Source organism: Pseudomonas sp. S09G 359 (assembly GCF_002843605.1).
Lineage (GTDB): Bacteria > Pseudomonadota > Gammaproteobacteria > Pseudomonadales > Pseudomonadaceae > Aquipseudomonas.
This window is the reverse complement of sequence record NZ_CP025263.1, coordinates 5,461,999-5,477,132: the sequence shown is the minus strand read 5'-3', so window position 1 is coordinate 5,477,132 and position 15,134 is coordinate 5,461,999. Positions and strand designations below refer to the sequence as shown.

The 15,134-nt window shown below is 62.0% G+C and carries 12 protein-coding genes; 5 read left to right on the top strand and 7 right to left on the bottom strand.

The window, feature by feature from the left end; genetic code table 11:
* Positions 1-91 precede the first annotated feature (91 nt).
* Positions 92-655 carry an NAD(P)H nitroreductase gene (locus CXQ82_RS25090; RefSeq protein WP_101272778.1) on the top strand — a complete coding sequence of 188 codons (564 nt, stop codon included), beginning with the start codon at positions 92-94 and terminating at the stop codon, positions 653-655.
* A 138-nt stretch (positions 656-793) separates the two neighbouring features.
* On the opposite strand, the gene CXQ82_RS25085 is transcribed toward CXQ82_RS25090, so the two are convergent.
* The 7 genes from CXQ82_RS25085 to gap all read right to left on the bottom strand — a co-directional run bounded on the left by CXQ82_RS25085 (position 794) and on the right by gap (position 9,760).
* Entirely contained in the window at positions 794-2,932 is a 2,139-nt protein-coding gene (locus tag CXQ82_RS25085) for a methyl-accepting chemotaxis protein (RefSeq protein ID WP_101272777.1), read from the bottom strand.
* Between the two features lie 140 nt (positions 2,933-3,072).
* The gene (locus CXQ82_RS25080; protein ID WP_101272776.1) at positions 3,073-3,474 is read right to left on the bottom strand and encodes a YbaN family protein; all 402 of its coding nucleotides are present in this window, start codon (positions 3,472-3,474) and stop codon (positions 3,073-3,075) included.
* A gap of 91 nt (positions 3,475-3,565) precedes the next feature.
* Complete coding sequence (locus CXQ82_RS25075) at positions 3,566-4,174, bottom strand: biliverdin-producing heme oxygenase (protein ID WP_101272775.1); 609 nt, start codon at positions 4,172-4,174, stop codon at positions 3,566-3,568.
* A 134-nt stretch (positions 4,175-4,308) separates the two neighbouring features.
* Complete coding sequence (locus tag CXQ82_RS25070) at positions 4,309-6,879, bottom strand: TonB-dependent receptor (protein ID WP_101272774.1); 2,571 nt, start codon at positions 6,877-6,879, stop codon at positions 4,309-4,311.
* Positions 6,880-6,994: 115 nt separating this feature from the next.
* Complete coding sequence (locus CXQ82_RS25065; protein ID WP_101272773.1) at positions 6,995-7,963, bottom strand: FecR domain-containing protein; 969 nt, start codon at positions 7,961-7,963, stop codon at positions 6,995-6,997.
* Between the two features lie 74 nt (positions 7,964-8,037).
* A complete protein-coding gene (locus CXQ82_RS25060) occupies positions 8,038-8,556 on the bottom strand; it encodes an RNA polymerase sigma factor (RefSeq protein WP_101272772.1) in 519 nt (172 codons plus the stop codon).
* Between the two features lie 202 nt (positions 8,557-8,758).
* Positions 8,759-9,760, bottom strand: a complete 1,002-nt coding sequence (gene gap / locus CXQ82_RS25055; protein WP_101272771.1) for a type I glyceraldehyde-3-phosphate dehydrogenase — start codon at positions 9,758-9,760, stop codon at positions 8,759-8,761.
* A 221-nt stretch (positions 9,761-9,981) separates the two neighbouring features.
* On the opposite strand from gap, the gene edd reads away from it, so the two are divergent.
* The 4 genes from edd (at position 9,982) to CXQ82_RS25035 (ending at position 15,089) form a co-directional block, all read left to right on the top strand.
* Positions 9,982-11,808, top strand: coding sequence for a phosphogluconate dehydratase (gene edd, locus CXQ82_RS25050; RefSeq protein WP_101272770.1), 1,827 nt, complete (start codon positions 9,982-9,984; stop codon positions 11,806-11,808).
* Positions 11,805-12,761, top strand: coding sequence for a glucokinase (locus CXQ82_RS25045; protein ID WP_101272769.1), 957 nt, complete (start codon positions 11,805-11,807; stop codon positions 12,759-12,761). The genes edd and CXQ82_RS25045 overlap by 4 nt, the downstream gene beginning before the upstream one ends.
* Positions 12,762-12,895: 134 nt before the next feature.
* Positions 12,896-13,630: a response regulator gene (locus tag CXQ82_RS25040; protein ID WP_101272768.1), complete on the top strand. Its 735-nt coding sequence runs from the start codon at positions 12,896-12,898 to the stop codon at positions 13,628-13,630.
* Positions 13,620-15,089 (top strand): ATP-binding protein, encoded by a 1,470-nt coding sequence (locus CXQ82_RS25035; RefSeq protein ID WP_101272767.1) that lies wholly within the window; start codon positions 13,620-13,622, stop codon positions 15,087-15,089. The genes CXQ82_RS25040 and CXQ82_RS25035 overlap by 11 nt, the downstream gene beginning before the upstream one ends.
* The last annotated feature ends 45 nt before the right edge of the window (positions 15,090-15,134 follow it).

Sequence of the window (15,134 nt, the reverse complement as noted above, 5' to 3'; positions counted from 1 at the left end):
CCGGGGGGAATGAATAAGAGCAATTATCGTTTGGTGGCTTCCCGATTCATTCCCGCTAGAATGACCGCACATTTTTTTCTGGAGGTGGCCAATGCAGGCTCTCGACGCTTTGCTCAACCGTGTTTCCGTGCCGCGTCTGCTGGAGCCGGCACCGACCCAGGAGCAGCGCGACGTGCTGTTCGCCGCTGCCATGCGCGCGCCCGACCACGGCCAACTGCGCCCTTGGCGTTTCCTCACCGTGGAAGGCGCCGCCCGTGAGCAGATGGGCACGCTGCTGGCCGAAGCCGCCCGCCTGCAAGATGCCGACGCCCCGCAAGCTGCCATCGACAAGGCCCAGAACGGCCCCCTGCGTGCGCCGTTGGTGGTCGTGGTGATTGCGCGCCTGCAGGAGCATTTCAAGGTGCCCAAGTCCGAGCAGTTGCTGGCAGCCGCCTGCGCCGCCCACGGCATTCTGCTGGCGGCCTACGCCCAGGGGATCGGTGCAGTGTGGCGCACCGGCGAATTGTCCTACTCGGCCCACGTGGCTAAAGGCCTGGGGCTGACGGCGGATGAGGAAGTGATTGGCTTCCTCTACCTGGGCACCCCGCAGAACCCTCCGCGGACTGCGGCGAAAGAAGATGTGGCGGCGTTTGTGCAGGCCTGGCCTGGCGTCTAAGCCAGTACGATTCTGCTTTATGTGGGAGCGGGCTTGCTCGCGAATGCGGTTTAACAGTCACTGGATGTGGTGACTGACCCACCCCATTCGCGAGCAAGCCCGCTCCCACATTGGGTCCTCATTGTTCTCAAGGTTTGTTTACACCCTGAACTGATCCATCAACTTCATCTGCTGGCTGGCCAATGCATTGAGTTGGCTGCTGATGGCCGCCGACTCGGTGGCCTGGCCGGTGAGGGTTTCGGTCACGGTGCGGATCGCCGAGACGTTGCGGTTGACCTCTTCGGCCACCGCGCTTTGCTGCTCGGCGGCGCTGGCGATTTGCAGGTTCATGTCGCTGATCACCGTCACCGCATCGCTGATCTTGCCCAGGGCCTGCACCGCCTGATGGATCTGCCCGGCATTGCTCTGGGCCTGGCTCTGGCTCGAATGCATGGTGGCGACCACGCCGCGTGTACCGCTCTGGATGCGCTCGATCACCAGGCGGATTTCCTCCACAGAATCCTGGGTGCGTTTGGCCAGGTTGCGCACTTCGTCGGCCACCACCGCAAAACCGCGCCCGCTTTCCCCGGCGCGTGCCGCTTCGATCGCGGCATTGAGTGCCAGCAGGTTGGTCTGCTCGGCAATGCTGCGAATCACTTCCAGGACTGAGCCGATCTGCTCGCTATTCACCGCCAGGGCTTCGACTTCGCCGACGGCCTTGCTGACTTCTTCGGCCAGGGTGGTGATGTCGCGGGTGCTCTGCTCGATGATCGACATGCCTTCGCGCGCCGACTGGTCGGCCCCGCGTGCCGCGTTGGCGGCGTTTGAGGCGCTATTGGCGACATCGTGGGCGGTGGCGCTCATTTCGTTGGAGGCGGTGGCCACCTGGTCGATCTCGCGGAACTGCACCTGCATGCCTTCGCTGGTCTGGCGCGCGATGGCCGACGACTGATCCGCCGTGCCCCGCGCCTCGGTGATGCTTTGCTTGATCTGCGCGATGGTCGGTTGCAGCTTGTCGAGGAAGCGGTTGAACCAGTTCACCAACTCGCCCAGTTCGTCTTTCTTGGTGTAGGCCAGGCGTTGGGTCAGGTCGCCGTCGCCGCTGGCGATGTCCTTGAGCATGGCGGCCACGCTGTTGATCGGCCGGGTCACGCCGGTGGCGGTCAGCCAGATCAGCAGCAGGCCGAGCAGCCCGGCGGCAGCGCCGACCAGCAGGGCCTTGAGCGTGCCGCTGGCCTGGGCAGTGTCGAGCACGCCTTGAAGCTTCGTGGCATCGGCCAGCATCACGGTTTTGGGCAGTTTGATCACCACGCCCCAGGGTTTTGCATCAGCGATGGGCTTGACCGCGTAGACCGCTCGGATGATATCGCCCTGTTCGCGGTTGACGTGGCTGTCGCTGGCCAGCAGTTGCACGATTTCCTTGCCTTCGGCGCCGAGGGTGTCGATCAGGTTTTTACCTACCTTTGCCGGCTCGCCGCTGTAGGCGGCAATCAGGCCGGTGCTGGAAATGACTTCCAGGTGTGCGGCGCCCTCGAACAATTCCTTTTGCGCTGCATCGGTGAGGGCTTGCAGGCTGTTGAGGGCGATATCGACACCGGCCACGCCGATCACTTTACCGTCCACGATCAGCGGCAGTGAAATGGTGGTCATCAGTACGGGCTTGCCGCCCACGGTGTCTTCATACGGGTCCAACAGACACGTATTGCGGGTGTCCCGTGGGCAGGTGTACCAGATGTTGTAGGGCGTACCGCTGAGGTTGAGGCTGGTCTTGGTCAGGTCTTCTTCGACCATGATGGTGTTCAAGCCTTCGCCGCCGGCACGGCTCCAGTAGCTGGAGAAACGCCCCTTTTCATTGGACACGCGGGCTTTGTCATCGACGAATTCGCTGTCCTTGCCATCCAGGCCGTTGGGCTCGAACGACAGCCAGATACCCAGCACCTTGTTGTTGCGTTCGAACGTGGTTTTCAGGCTCCTGTTGAGTTCTTCACGCAGGGCGCCGGGTTCCAGTGAGCGTTTAGCGGCCAGGTTGCGCAGGTCTTTGACCTGATCGGCGAGGGCGGTCACCACCAGCAGGTTTTCGCCCAGGCTTTTCTGCAGTTGCACCGCCTGTTCGGCAGCTTTGGCCTGCAGCAGGTTCTGTACGCTGTTGGTGAGCATTCGCGAGCTTGAATCGCTGATCAGATGGTCATTCTGGTCTGTCTCGTACAGGTTGATGCTGATGATCAGCGCAATCACCCCCAGCAGGCACAGCCCGGACAACAGCACAATTTTCAAGCGTATGGAGAGGGTGTCGAACATAGGTTCACTCGCGAATGGACGTGTGGAAATGCATGTCATGCAGAGCCAAGTCCATTCGACGCTATGCCTGAAACATCGGCGTCATAAATCAATTCATGAGAGGGAGGTGATGAGCGGTAGGAGAATGCCTACAGGCTTTGTTACGCGGGCTTTGCAAGCCGCTCAGGGCGCGACCAGATCCACAGGTTGCCCAGGCTCATTCCGACAATCGCCAGGTAGATCGGCCAACCGTGGTCGAGCATCACCAGCATCAGGGTGGCGCACAGCAGCATGCTCACAGTGGCGCTGACCTTGGCGCGGCGGGCGATGATCTTGCCATTGCGCCAGTTGAACAGGATCGGCCCGAACAGCCGGTGGTTTTCCAGCCAGGCACTGAGGCGCGGCGAGCTTTTGGTGGCGGCCCAGGCGGCCAGCAGGATGAACTCGGTGGTGGGCAAACCCGGTATGACAATCGCCACCAGCCCGATACCCAGGCTGACATAGGCCAGCAGGCCGAACAGGATCCGCGCGATTTTCGAGGTGGATGGGGTTTTGCCGGTCATAGATTGGGTATCGCAGAAAATCAGTTGGAAATGAGATCTTGTGGGAGGGGCACCGCCCCTCCCACATGTTTATCGCATTCCAATTTGGGGATCAGGCCAGTTCAGGGGCGCTAGCGTACGCCTGTTCCAGCAACACGGTGAAGCGTACAAACGCGTCAACCGCGCCTTTTTCCACGGCGGCCTCTTCTTCGGCGCTGAATGTCAGGCCGTCGAGGGTGCGGGTGAAGCTCTTCCAGCCTTCGGCGCGACCACCGGCCGGCTCGCCGAGGTGGCGGGCGCCGAAGGTTTCGCTCAGGCCCAGGCCCACGGCGCGCTTGATCAGGAATGCGGCGCCGAGCTTGGAGCCTTCGGACACGAACAGCCAGCCCAGCGCTTCGGCTTTGCTCGGATTCTTCACGGCGCCGGCCACCGGTGCCGGTACTTCGGTGTCCAGGTCGGCCAGGTCGAGCTTGGCGGCGTCGGCGCGGCAGCGCGCGGCCAGGTCAGGCACGATCTTGATCAGCTCGGCGTCGGTGTACAGGGCCACCAGTTCCGACTGGAACAGGTACTGGGCCACCACGAAGCGCGCAAAATTGGCTTGAGTCTCAAACGGCGCATGGGCTTTGACCAACGCATCGAGCTTGGTGTGGGGTTCGTTGGTGATCTGGTTCAGGCGCTGGGAGCGCAGGCTTGGGCGTTCTGCGGTAGGGGAAGCGGTCATGAAAAAAGTCCTTGAGAAGGGGAGCGCCTTGTTGCTCTGAAAGAGAGCCGTTATCAAATAGACGAACAAGAAGACGCGGCACAGTAAAAAAACCTCACCCCATCGCTGAAATTTCGACGAGGTGAGGCGCGCGGTCAGATATCCCAGATCACATTGATCGCGAAGTTGCGGCCGGGCTGGGTCAGGCGGTCGATGTTGGCAGGCGCGGTCACGCCGGCTTCGCCGATGCTGTCGAAGCTGCGCACGTCGTCCCAGTTCCAGTATTTCTTGTCGGTGAGGTTGTACACGCCGCCGTTGATGGTCACGTCGTTGGTGACCTTGTAGAAACCGGTCAGGTCGAGGATGCCGAAGCCTGGGGTCTTGAACGGGGCCTTGGTGGTGTCACCGTCGGGCGAGAAGAAGGTATTTTTGTCGACACGGTCCTGCTTCTTGACCAGGGTCCAGCTGACCAGCGCGCCGTAGTTGTCCTGGTCGTAACCCAGGCCGAACACGCCCTTGAGCGGGTTGACGCTGTTGATCGGCTCGCCGGTGTCTTCGTTGCGGCCGTAGGCATAGGCTACCGAACCCTGGGTGTACAGGCCTTGCGGGGCACCGAAGGCGTCCAGGTTGAGGCGGCCTTTGGCTTCCACGCCCTTGATGGTGGCGTGCTTGATGTTGCTGGCCTTGAACGCGGTGCCGGTGGGCGACAGCAAGGCGGCGTCTTCGTTGATGAAGTCGCGGTACTTGTTATAGAACACCGCCACGTCGAAGTTGCCCGCGTCGAAGTTGCCGCGCAGGCCGGTTTCATAGCTCTTGCTGGTTTCCGGCTTGAGGTCCGAGTTGGGCTCTACCACATAGCCTTGCTGGATGTTTTCGAAGCGGCCGTACAGGGCCTTGGCCGACGGCGTGCGGAAGCCTTCGGCGTACTGGCCGAACAGGGTGTAGTTGTCGGTCAGGGCGTAGGTCAGGCCGAATTTCGGCGAGACGCGATGCCAGGTCTTGTCGCTGTCGTCGTGCGCGTAGATACGGTTCGGGTCGGTGGCGTTGAGGAAGTCCTCGGTCAGCTTGGGCTTGAGCTGGGTGTAGTCATAACGCACGCTGGGCAGGAAGGTCCATTTGCCCCAGCTGATCTGGTCCTGGGCGAACAGGGCGTAGGTGTTGATCGTCGGATCGGGGAAGTCGCTGGCCGGTACGACACGGTCCGACGCCAGGATGCTGGGGCCGCCAATGGTCGGGCAGTTGGCGCTGACGGTCAGGCACGTTGCGCTGCCGGTGCGGGAACCGGTGACTTTCGCCTGTTTGAGCGTAGTGCCGTAGGTTACCGCGTGGTCGGTGTCACCGATGGCAAACGCCTTGTCCAGCTGGGCGTCGAACACCCACTGTTTTTCCTGGTAGAGCGTCTGGCGATCGCGCTGCAAATTGCGGGCACCCGACACATAGTGTTCGGTGGTGGTCTGGTCGGTCTTGGCGATCTGGTAGTTGAGGCTGGTCTTGATCCGGTCGGCAATCGGCGATTCCAGGGCGAAGCTGTTTTCAACCGCGAAACGCTCGCGGGTGATGGTGTCGTTACCCGCGCGCGCGCGGTAGAGGTTGCTGTTGAAGCCGGTGTTGTAGGGGCCGCCCACGGCGCTTTTCTGGTTAGTGTCGCGGTCGTCCTTGTACTTCTCGTAGGTCAGGCCCAGGCGGTTGTCGTCGCCATAGTTCCAGCCCAGCTTGGCCAGTACGTTGGTGGTGCGCGCGTCTTCCGGGTTGGCGCCGGTGCGATTCAGGCCGGTGACGTTGTTGCCATCGTAGGATTCGGTCTCGTGGCCGTTGCGCTGGCTCAGGTGCAGCAAGCCATCGAAGTCCTGCACGCGACCGGCGACGGTGCCGGAGGTCAGCCAGCTTTCGTCGGCGGAGCTGTAGCCGGTTTTCAGGCGCGCGCCGACGTCTTTGCCGGGCTTGATGATGTCGTCCGGGTCGAGGGTGAAATAACTCACCGCGCCGCCGATAGCGCTGCTGCCGTAAAGCGCCGAGGCCGGGCCGCGCAGGATCTCGACGCGCTTGACGATTTCCGGGTCGACATAGTTGCGCCGGGTTTGCGCGTAAGGGCCGTTGGAGAAGTGGTCGGGCACTTCAACGCCGTCGACCTGGGTGAGGATGCGGTCGCCATCGATACCACGGATATTGAAACCGGAACTGCCGGCACGGGTACCGGCGCCACCCACGGATACGCCTGGCTCGTAACGCACCAGGTCACGCATGTTGTTGACGTTGTTGCGGTCCAGCTCATCGCGGTCATGCACGCTGACGGTGCTCGGTACGGCGCTCACGTCCTGTTCGTTGCGGGTGGCGCTGATGGTCACCTGTTGCAGGTTGAGGGTGCCGCCCGTTGCGCGTTTTTCCAGCACGATGTTGTTATTGCCCAGTTTGCGATAGCTCAAGTTGGTCCCCACCAACAGCCGGTCCAGGGCTTTTTCCGGCGACAACGGGCCGCGCACGCCAGGCGACGACACACCCTGGCCGAGCTCCGCCGGCAGGCCGACCTGCCAGCCGGTCACGGCGGTAAAGGCGTTAAGTGCCGACACCAGTGGCTGCTGCTCGATCTGGAAGTTGTAGTTGCCGTGGCTGCGCGGTGCAGGCTCGGCTGCGGTGGCGGTCATCACTGGTGCGCCGGCCAGCAGGATGGCGGCGGTCAGCAAGGACAGGACGGGCGAAGAAGACCGGCGGTTGAAACAAGAGGACATCGAGAGCGCTCCGGGGTACGAATCTTATAGTTGCGAACCGAACCGAATAGGAATCAGTTGCATTGGCTAAGACGAGACGTACCGCCGAAGGCTATCGAGTAAAAATAATTCTCATTTAGTTCAAAATCACCAGCGCGGGGTATTCCGACAGCTTGGCCGAGGTGATGTGCGCCAGCGAGCGCACTACGTCCAGGGGCTGGTCGAGGCGGTAGTTGCCGGTGACGGCGACACTGGCGAGTTGCTCGTTGGTGTTGACGATCCAGCCGGGGTAGTAGCGACGCAGCTCGGCGAGCACTTCGCTCATCGGGCAGTTTTCGAAAATCAGCCGACCCTGCACCCAGGCCAGGTCTTTGTTGGCATTGAGCTTGGCCGGTTGGCCAAAGCCCTTGGGCCCGATGCGGATACTTTCACCGGCGCTCAGGCGTACGCGGGCATCGTCGAAGGTGTTGCTCAGGTCGACATCGCCGCGTTGTACCTGCACCTGGGCTTCGCCATTGAGGTAGCGCACGGCGAAGGCGGTGTCGCGCACGCTGGCGCGCACGGGGCCGGCATCGATTTCCAGGGGCAGGCCGTGGCTGGGGGCAATTTCGAAAAACGCCTCGCCCTGGTACAGGCGGGCGATGCGCTGGTGGTCCTTGATGCTGCTGGAAAACGCCGAGTTGGTGTTGAGCAGCACCTTGGAGCCATCGTCCAATTGCAGGCGCTGGCGTTCGCCGACGACGGTGAGGTGGTCGGCTTGCAGGCGCACCGGCAGGTTGCTGAAGCTGAACAGGCCGATCAACAACACGGCGGCGGTGGCCAGCGGTTTCCAATGCGGCTTGATCCGCCGCCAGGCGCTGGGCTTGCGCGGCGCGGCCAAGGCGACGGCGGCGCTGTGCACCGGCGCGCCACCCCAGGCAGCCTGGGCCTTGGCGAAGGCATGCACATGGGTGGGGTCGCTGGCCAGCCAGGCTTCAAACTCGGCCTGCTGCCCAGGCTGCGGGCACTGCAAGGCGATCAGCCAGTCGAGGGCTTGGTCCATAGCCATGTCTTGCAACACCTCATGAGCCAGCTCATGGGGGCGCAGTTTATTCGGGTCCGTCACGGTGTGCCTCGGGTCTTGGCCACGTTCTGTTCATCTTTCCTACAGCTTGATTCGACATATCTGTCGGGTGGAGCTTAAGGCCGATCCAGCCTTTCGGCCACACCTACGCAGATGGCCATGATCAATTTGAGTTCCTTTTGCACGGTGCTCAAGGACACTTCCAGCTGATCGGCAATCTCCTGGTAGCTGCAACCGTGCAGGCGGCTGAGGATGAAAATCTGCTGCTGGCGGGCGCTCAACTGCCCTAGGCTGACACTCAGGTGCTCAAGCAATTGCTCGGCCTGGGTGGCGTCTTCGGGGGTGCTGATGGGGGCGGCGACGCTTTGCAGGATGTCCAGCGGAACATCTTCCTGCAGCGTACGGGCCTGGATCCTGCGCGAACGCAGGTGGTCCAGCGCCAGGTTGCGCGCGGTTTGATAGACGAAGGGCTCGAGGTGGTCGATTGGCCGCTCGCTGAGGGCACGGGTGACGCGCAGGTAGGTTTCCTGCAACAGGTCCTCGGCGGTGCTGTGGTTGTTCACCATCCGCTGCAAGGTACGAAGCAGAATCACCCGTTGGGTGAGAAAGACTTGGTTGAAACGAGATTGGCTCACAGTGCTACCAGACCGATTTGCAGTTAATGATAATGCTTATCATCAACACAAATGGCAAGGAACTATTTCTGCAGGCCTTGCACGGGTCAAATGTGGGAGGGGGCTTGCCCCCGATAGCGATGGGTCAGTTATGAATGTAGTGACTGACACACTGCAATCGGGGGCAAGCCCCCTCCCACATAAAGCTCATCACAAAACGGATTTACTCGGCGTTACACAAAGCCAGGCAGTTATCCAGCATACGGTTGGAGAAGCCCCACTCGTTGTCATACCAAGCCAGCACTTTAAGCAACTTGCCGCTGACCTTGGTGTGATTGGCATCGAAAATCGACGACAGCGGGTTATGGTTGAAGTCACTGGAAACCAGCGGCAGGGTGTTGTAGCCGAGGATCTTCGAGTGCTGGCTGGCTTCCTTGAGCAGCGCGTTGACTTCCTCTGCCGTGGCGTCTTTTTTCAGCTGCACGGTGAGGTCCACCAACGACACGTTGATCACCGGCACGCGCACCGCCATGCCGGTCAGCTTGCCTGCCAGCTCCGGCAGCACCAGGCCGACCGCTTCTGCGGCGCCGGTCTTGCTCGGGATCATGTTCTGGGTGGCCGAACGCGCGCGGTACGGGTCGGTGTGGTAAACGTCGGTCAGGTTCTGGTCGTTGGTGTAGGCATGAATGGTGGTCATCAGGCCGCTTTCGATACCCAGTTCACGGTGCAGCACCTGAGCCACAGGCGCCAGGCAGTTGGTGGTGCACGACGCGTTGGAGATGATCTGGTGGGATTGACGCAGAATGTCATGGTTCACGCCATACACCACGGTGGCGTCTGCGCCTTTGGCCGGTGCCGAGATGATCACCTTGCGCGCGCCGGCGGTAATATGGGCGGCAGCCTTGTCACGGTCGGTGAACAGACCGGTGCATTCGAACACCACGTCGATCTTATGCGCCGCCCACGGCAGGTCGGCGGGGTTGCGAATGGCACTCACGGCAATCCGGTCACCATTAACGGTCAGGCTTTCCTGATCGTGGGCGACCTCTGCGTCGAAAGTGCCATGTACGGTGTCGTATTTGAGCAGGTGGGCGTTGATCGAACTGTCGCCCAGATCGTTGATGGCGACGATCTGCAAATCCTGGCGGTAGCCTTGGGTATACAGTGCGCGCAGGACATTACGGCCAATACGGCCAAAACCATTGATTGCGATACGAAGAGTCATTGGAAAGTGCCTGTCGTCGATTTGTTGTAAGAATTACAAGATTATTCGCATAAAAATAGAAAACAAGCCTTTTTAGTGGCAATATTTTGTTCAATCTACAACGAGTGACCTGAATCAACTGGTCCGATGATTCAAACGACACCCTGCCATCCCATGAGCTGCGGGCGTTTGAACGGCATAGGAACGAGGGTCGCCACATCCGTTAGCCTGGAGTTCTACACATGCATCCCCGCGTTCTTGAGGTCACCGAACGGCTTATCGCCCGCAGCCGCGCCACCCGCGAGGCTTACCTTGCGCTCATTCGCGGCGCAGCCAGCGACGGCCCGATGCGCGGTAAGCTGCAATGCGCCAACTTCGCCCACGGCGTGGCCGGTTGCGGCACTGAAGATAAAAATAGCCTGCGTATGATGAATGCCGCCAACGTGGCAATTGTTTCGTCATATAACGACATGCTCTCGGCGCACCAGCCCTACGAGCACTTCCCGGAACAAATCAAGAAAGCCCTGCGTGAAGTCGGCTCGGTCGGCCAGTTCGCCGGCGGCACCCCGGCCATGTGCGATGGCGTGACCCAAGGCGAGCCGGGCATGGAGCTGAGCCTGCTCAGCCGTGAAGTGATTGCCATGTCGACGGCGGTAGCGCTGTCCCACAATATGTTCGATGCCGCGCTGATGCTGGGTATCTGCGACAAGATCGTGCCGGGCCTGATGATGGGCGCGCTGCGCTACGGCCACCTGCCGATGATCTTCGTACCGGGTGGGCCGATGCCGTCGGGCATCTCCAACAAGCAGAAAGCCGATGTGCGCCAGCGCTACGCCGAAGGCAAGGCCACCCGCGAAGAGCTGCTGGAATCGGAGATGAAGTCCTACCACAGCCCCGGCACCTGCACCTTCTACGGTACCGCCAACACCAACCAGTTGTTGATGGAAGTGATGGGCCTGCACTTGCCGGGCGCCTCGTTCGTCAACCCGTACACCCCGCTGCGGGATGCGCTGACCCGCGAAGCCGCGCACCAGGTCACCCGCCTGACCAAGGCCAATGGCAACTTCACGCCGATCGGCGAGATCGTCGACGAGAAGTCCATCGTCAACTCCATCATCGCCCTCAACGCCACCGGCGGCTCCACCAACCACACCCTGCACATGCCGGCTATTGCCATGTCGGCGGGCATCATCCTGACCTGGGATGACATGGCCGACCTCTCCGAGGTGGTGCCGACCCTGTCTCATGTGTATCCAAACGGCAAGGCGGACATCAACCACTTCCAGGCGGCGGGCGGCATGTCGTTCCTGATCCGCGAACTGCTCGAAGCCGGCCTGCTCCACGAAGACGTCAACACCGTGGCCGGCAAGGGCCTGAGCCGTTACACCCAGGAACCGTTCCTGGTCGACGGCGAGCTGATCTGGCGCGACGGGCCCATCGAGAGCCTCGACGAAACCATCCTGCGCCCGGTGGCCCGTGCGTTCTCCCCGGAAGGCGGCTTGCGCGTAATGGAAGGCAACCTCGGCCGTGGGGTGATGAAAGTCTCGGCGGTAGCCCTTGAACACCAAGTGGTCGAAGCACCGGCGGTGGTGTTCCAGGACCAACAGGACCTGGCCGACGCCTTCAAGGCCGGCCAGCTGGAAAAAGACTTTGTCGCGGTGATGCGCTTCCAGGGCCCGCGCTCCAATGGCATGCCCGAACTGCACAAGATGACGCCGTTCCTCGGTGTGTTGCAGGACCGTGGCTTCAAAGTGGCACTGGTAACGGACGGGCGTATGTCCGGCGCGTCGGGTAAGATCCCCGCCGCGATCCACGTGAACCCCGAAGCCCAGAGCGGCGGGCCGCTGGCGCGCGTGCGCGATGGCGACATCATTCGCGTGGATGGCGTCACGGGCACCTTGGAGCTTAAAGTGGACGCCGAAGAATTTGCAGCGCGCACGCCTGCCACGGGCCTGTTGGGCAATAACGTGGGGGCCGGTCGCGAGCTGTTTGCATTTATGCGCTTGGCCGCAAGCTCCGCAGAGCAGGGCGCCAGCGCCTTTACCTGTGCCTTGGAGACGCTTAAGTGAAACTTGCGCTGGTCGGTGATATCGGGGGTACCAACGCCCGTTTTGCGTTGTGGCAGGATTCGGCACTGCAGTCGATTCGGGTGCATGCCACGGCGGATCACAAAAGCCCGGAGGATGCGATCAAGGTCTATCTCCAGGAAGAAGGGCTTAAAATCGGCGATATCGGCGCGGTGTGCCTGTCAGTTGCCGGGCCGGTGAGTGGCGATGAATTTAAATTCACCAACAACCACTGGCGCCTGAGCAAGACCGCCTTTTGCCAGACCTTGCAGGTGGATGAGCTGCTGCTGGTCAATGACTTCTCAGCCATGGCCCTGGGCATGACCCGCCTGCAACCCGACGAATTTCGTGTGGTCTGCGCAGGCACCCCGGAGCCGTTGCGCCCCGCGGTGGTGATCGGCCCTGGCACTGGCCTGGGCGTCGGTACCTTGCTGGACCTCGGCGCCGGCCGTTATGCGGCGTTGCCGGGGGAGGGCGGGCATGTCGACCTGCCCCTGAGCAGCCCGCGTGAAACCCAGCTGTGGCAGCACATCTACACTGAAATCGGCCACGTCAGCGCCGAAACCGCCTTGAGCGGTGGCGGCTTGCCGCGTCTGTACCGGGCGATCTGTGCCGTGGACGGGCATGTGCCGGTGTTGGACACGCCCGAAGCCATTACGGCGGCAGGCCTGGCCGGTGACCCGATCGCCATGGAAGTATTGGACCAGTTCAGCATCTGGCTGGGCCGGGTAGCCGGCAATAACGTGCTGACCACCGGTGGACGCGGTGGTGTGTATATCGTGGGCGGGGTGATTCCGAGGTTTGCCGACTTCTTTATCAACAGCGGCTTTGCCAAGAGCTTCAGTGACAAGGGCTGCATGAGCGACTACTTCAAGGGTATTCCGGTGTGGTTGGTGACCGCGCCGTATTCCGGGCTGACCGGGGCTGGCGTTGCGCTCGAGCAGGCTTTTGCGTAAGGGCTGAGGGCCCCTTCGCGAGCAAGCCCGCTCCCACATTGGAATGCATTTCAAATTGTGGGAGGGGCGGTGCGACGATTCGACTTGCCCCGATAGGGCCCTCAAGAACCCCCCATAACAACAAGGAGGACCCCGTGAGCGTAATCAGTAAATCGATTCTCCTCGTCGATGACGACCAGGAAATCCGCGAATTGCTGCAAACCTACCTCAGTCGCGCCGGTTTCCAGGTGCGTGGCGTGCCGGATGGCGCGGGGTTCCGCCAGGCGATGAACGAGGCGCCGTGCGACCTGGTTATCCTGGATGTGATGTTGCCGGACGAAGACGGTTTCAGCCTTTGCCGCTGGATCCGCCAGCACCCGCGCCAGGCGCAGGTGCCGATCATCATGCTCACCGCCAGTTCCGACGAGGCCGACCGTGTGATCGGCCTGGAGCTGGGGGCCGACGACTATATCGGCAAGCCGTTCAGCCCGCGCGAGCTGCAGGCGCGGATCAAGGCCCTGTTGCGTCGCTGCCAGTTTGGCCAGGAGCGCAGCGGCGGTGGCGACGTGTTGGTGTTCGGTGAATGGCGCCTGGACATGATCAGCCACCGGCTGTTTCACGTGGACGGTGAAGAGGTGATCCTTTCCGGTGCCGACTTTGCGCTGCTCAAGTTGTTTCTCGACCACCCCCAACAGATTCTCGACCGCGACACTATCGGCAACGCCACCCGTGGCCGTGACCTGATGCCGCTGGACCGTATCGTCGACATGGCCGTGAGCCGCCTGCGGCAACGCCTGCGCGATACCGAAAAACCCCCGAAGCTGATCCGCACCGTACGCGGCAGTGGTTATCAGCTGGCAGCCAGCGTGGTTGCCGGCAATGCCCACTGAACACCTGATCGAGCGCCGCCGCCGCTTCCCGGTGCCGCGCTCGCTGCTGGGGCGCATGCTGCTGCTGACCCTGCTGGCGGTGCTGTTCGCCCAAGCGCTGTCCAGCGTGATCTGGGTCTCGCAATTGCGCGCCACCCAGCTCGAAGGCCTGGTCACCAGTGCCCGCAGCCTGGCGCATTCGATGACCGCCAGTGTGAGTTATTTCCGTTCGTTGCCGGTGGCCTATCGGCCGTTGGTTCTCGACCAGTTGCGCAGTATGGGCGGCACGCGGTTTGTGGTGACCCTCAATGACCGCCCCCTGGACATGGAGATACTGCCGCAGACCCCGCGCAAACAGGCGGTGCTGGTGGCCGTGGATGAAGTGTTGCGCCAGACCCTCGGCGCCGATGTGCATATCTCGGTGGAGTTCGTCAGCGCCGAAGACCTGCGCATCTTCAATGCCGGTCTCAAGCTCGATGAACTGCCACGCTCCTGGGCGCACTACGCGCTGACCCTGGAGCCGGTGAACCCGCCGGTGCTGGTGACCCAGATCCAGCTTGCACCGGGGGAATGGCTGTACATCGCCTCGCTGCTGCCCGAGCCCTACACCAGCCTGGAAGAACAAGGCCTGCCGTCCCAGCAGGTGTGGTTTATCGTGCTGACCAGCGGCTTTCTGCTGCTGTTCATCGGCCTGCTGGTGCACTGGCAAAGCCGGCCGCTCAAGCGCCTGGCGCGGGCGGCGCGGGACATGTCCTTGGGCGCGGATGTGGAGCCGGTGGCCGAAGGCGGCGGCAGCGAAGTGGTGGAAGTAGGCCGCGCGTTCAATGCCATGCGCGAACGCATCAGCCGCTACCTGACCGAGCGTAGCCAGTTGTTCAGCGCAATTTCCCACGACTTGCGCACCCCCATCACCCGCCTGCGCCTGCGCGTGGAATTGCTCGAAGACGAGAACCTGCAAACCAAATTCGGCCGTGACTTGGATGAGCTGGAGCTGCTGGTGAAAGGCGCGCTGCAATGCGTGAAAGACACCGACATCCACGAAAACATCCAGCCGGTCGACCTCAACCATGTGCTCGAATGCCTGGTGGAGCCGTATGTGGCGCCTAACGGCAACGGCCGCGTGACCCTGAATGGCGCGGCATTGGCGGCCTACCCGGGCAAGCCGCTGGCGCTTAAGCGTTGCATCGGCAACCTGATCGACAACGCCTTGAAGTACGGGCAGAACGCGCATTTGCACATCGAAGACGATGGTGCGGAATTCGTCCTGCATGTGGATGACGAAGGGCCTGGCGTGCCGGAACAGCGTTTGGAGCAGGTGTTCGAGCCGCACTTTCGCCTGGCCGGGCAGCAGCAGGGTTATGGGCTGGGGTTGGGGATTGCGCGCAACATCGCCCACAGCCATGGCGGCGAAGTGAGTTTGCAGAACCTGCGCGAGGGTGGGTTGCGGGTCACCTTGCAGCTACCACGCGGATTAGACTGAATGCATGCGGGCCCAATGTGGGAGCGGGCTTGCTCGCGAATGCAA

What these genes read in the sequence shown, in the direction of transcription:
- CXQ82_RS25090 (WP_101272778.1), top strand. Translation starts at nt 92, where the DNA reads ATGCAGGCTCTCGACGCTTTGCTCAACCGTGTTTCCGTGCCGCGTCTG.
- CXQ82_RS25085 (WP_101272777.1), bottom strand. Translation starts at nt 2,932, where the DNA reads ATGTTCGACACCCTCTCCATACGCTTGAAAATTGTGCTGTTGTCCGGG.
- CXQ82_RS25080 (WP_101272776.1), bottom strand. Translation starts at nt 3,474, where the DNA reads ATGACCGGCAAAACCCCATCCACCTCGAAAATCGCGCGGATCCTGTTC.
- CXQ82_RS25075 (WP_101272775.1), bottom strand. Translation starts at nt 4,174, where the DNA reads ATGACCGCTTCCCCTACCGCAGAACGCCCAAGCCTGCGCTCCCAGCGC.
- CXQ82_RS25070 (WP_101272774.1), bottom strand. Translation starts at nt 6,879, where the DNA reads ATGTCCTCTTGTTTCAACCGCCGGTCTTCTTCGCCCGTCCTGTCCTTG.
- gap (WP_101272771.1), bottom strand. Translation starts at nt 9,760, where the DNA reads ATGACTCTTCGTATCGCAATCAATGGTTTTGGCCGTATTGGCCGTAAT.
- edd (WP_101272770.1), top strand. Translation starts at nt 9,982, where the DNA reads ATGCATCCCCGCGTTCTTGAGGTCACCGAACGGCTTATCGCCCGCAGC.
- CXQ82_RS25035 (WP_101272767.1), top strand. Translation starts at nt 13,620, where the DNA reads ATGCCCACTGAACACCTGATCGAGCGCCGCCGCCGCTTCCCGGTGCCG.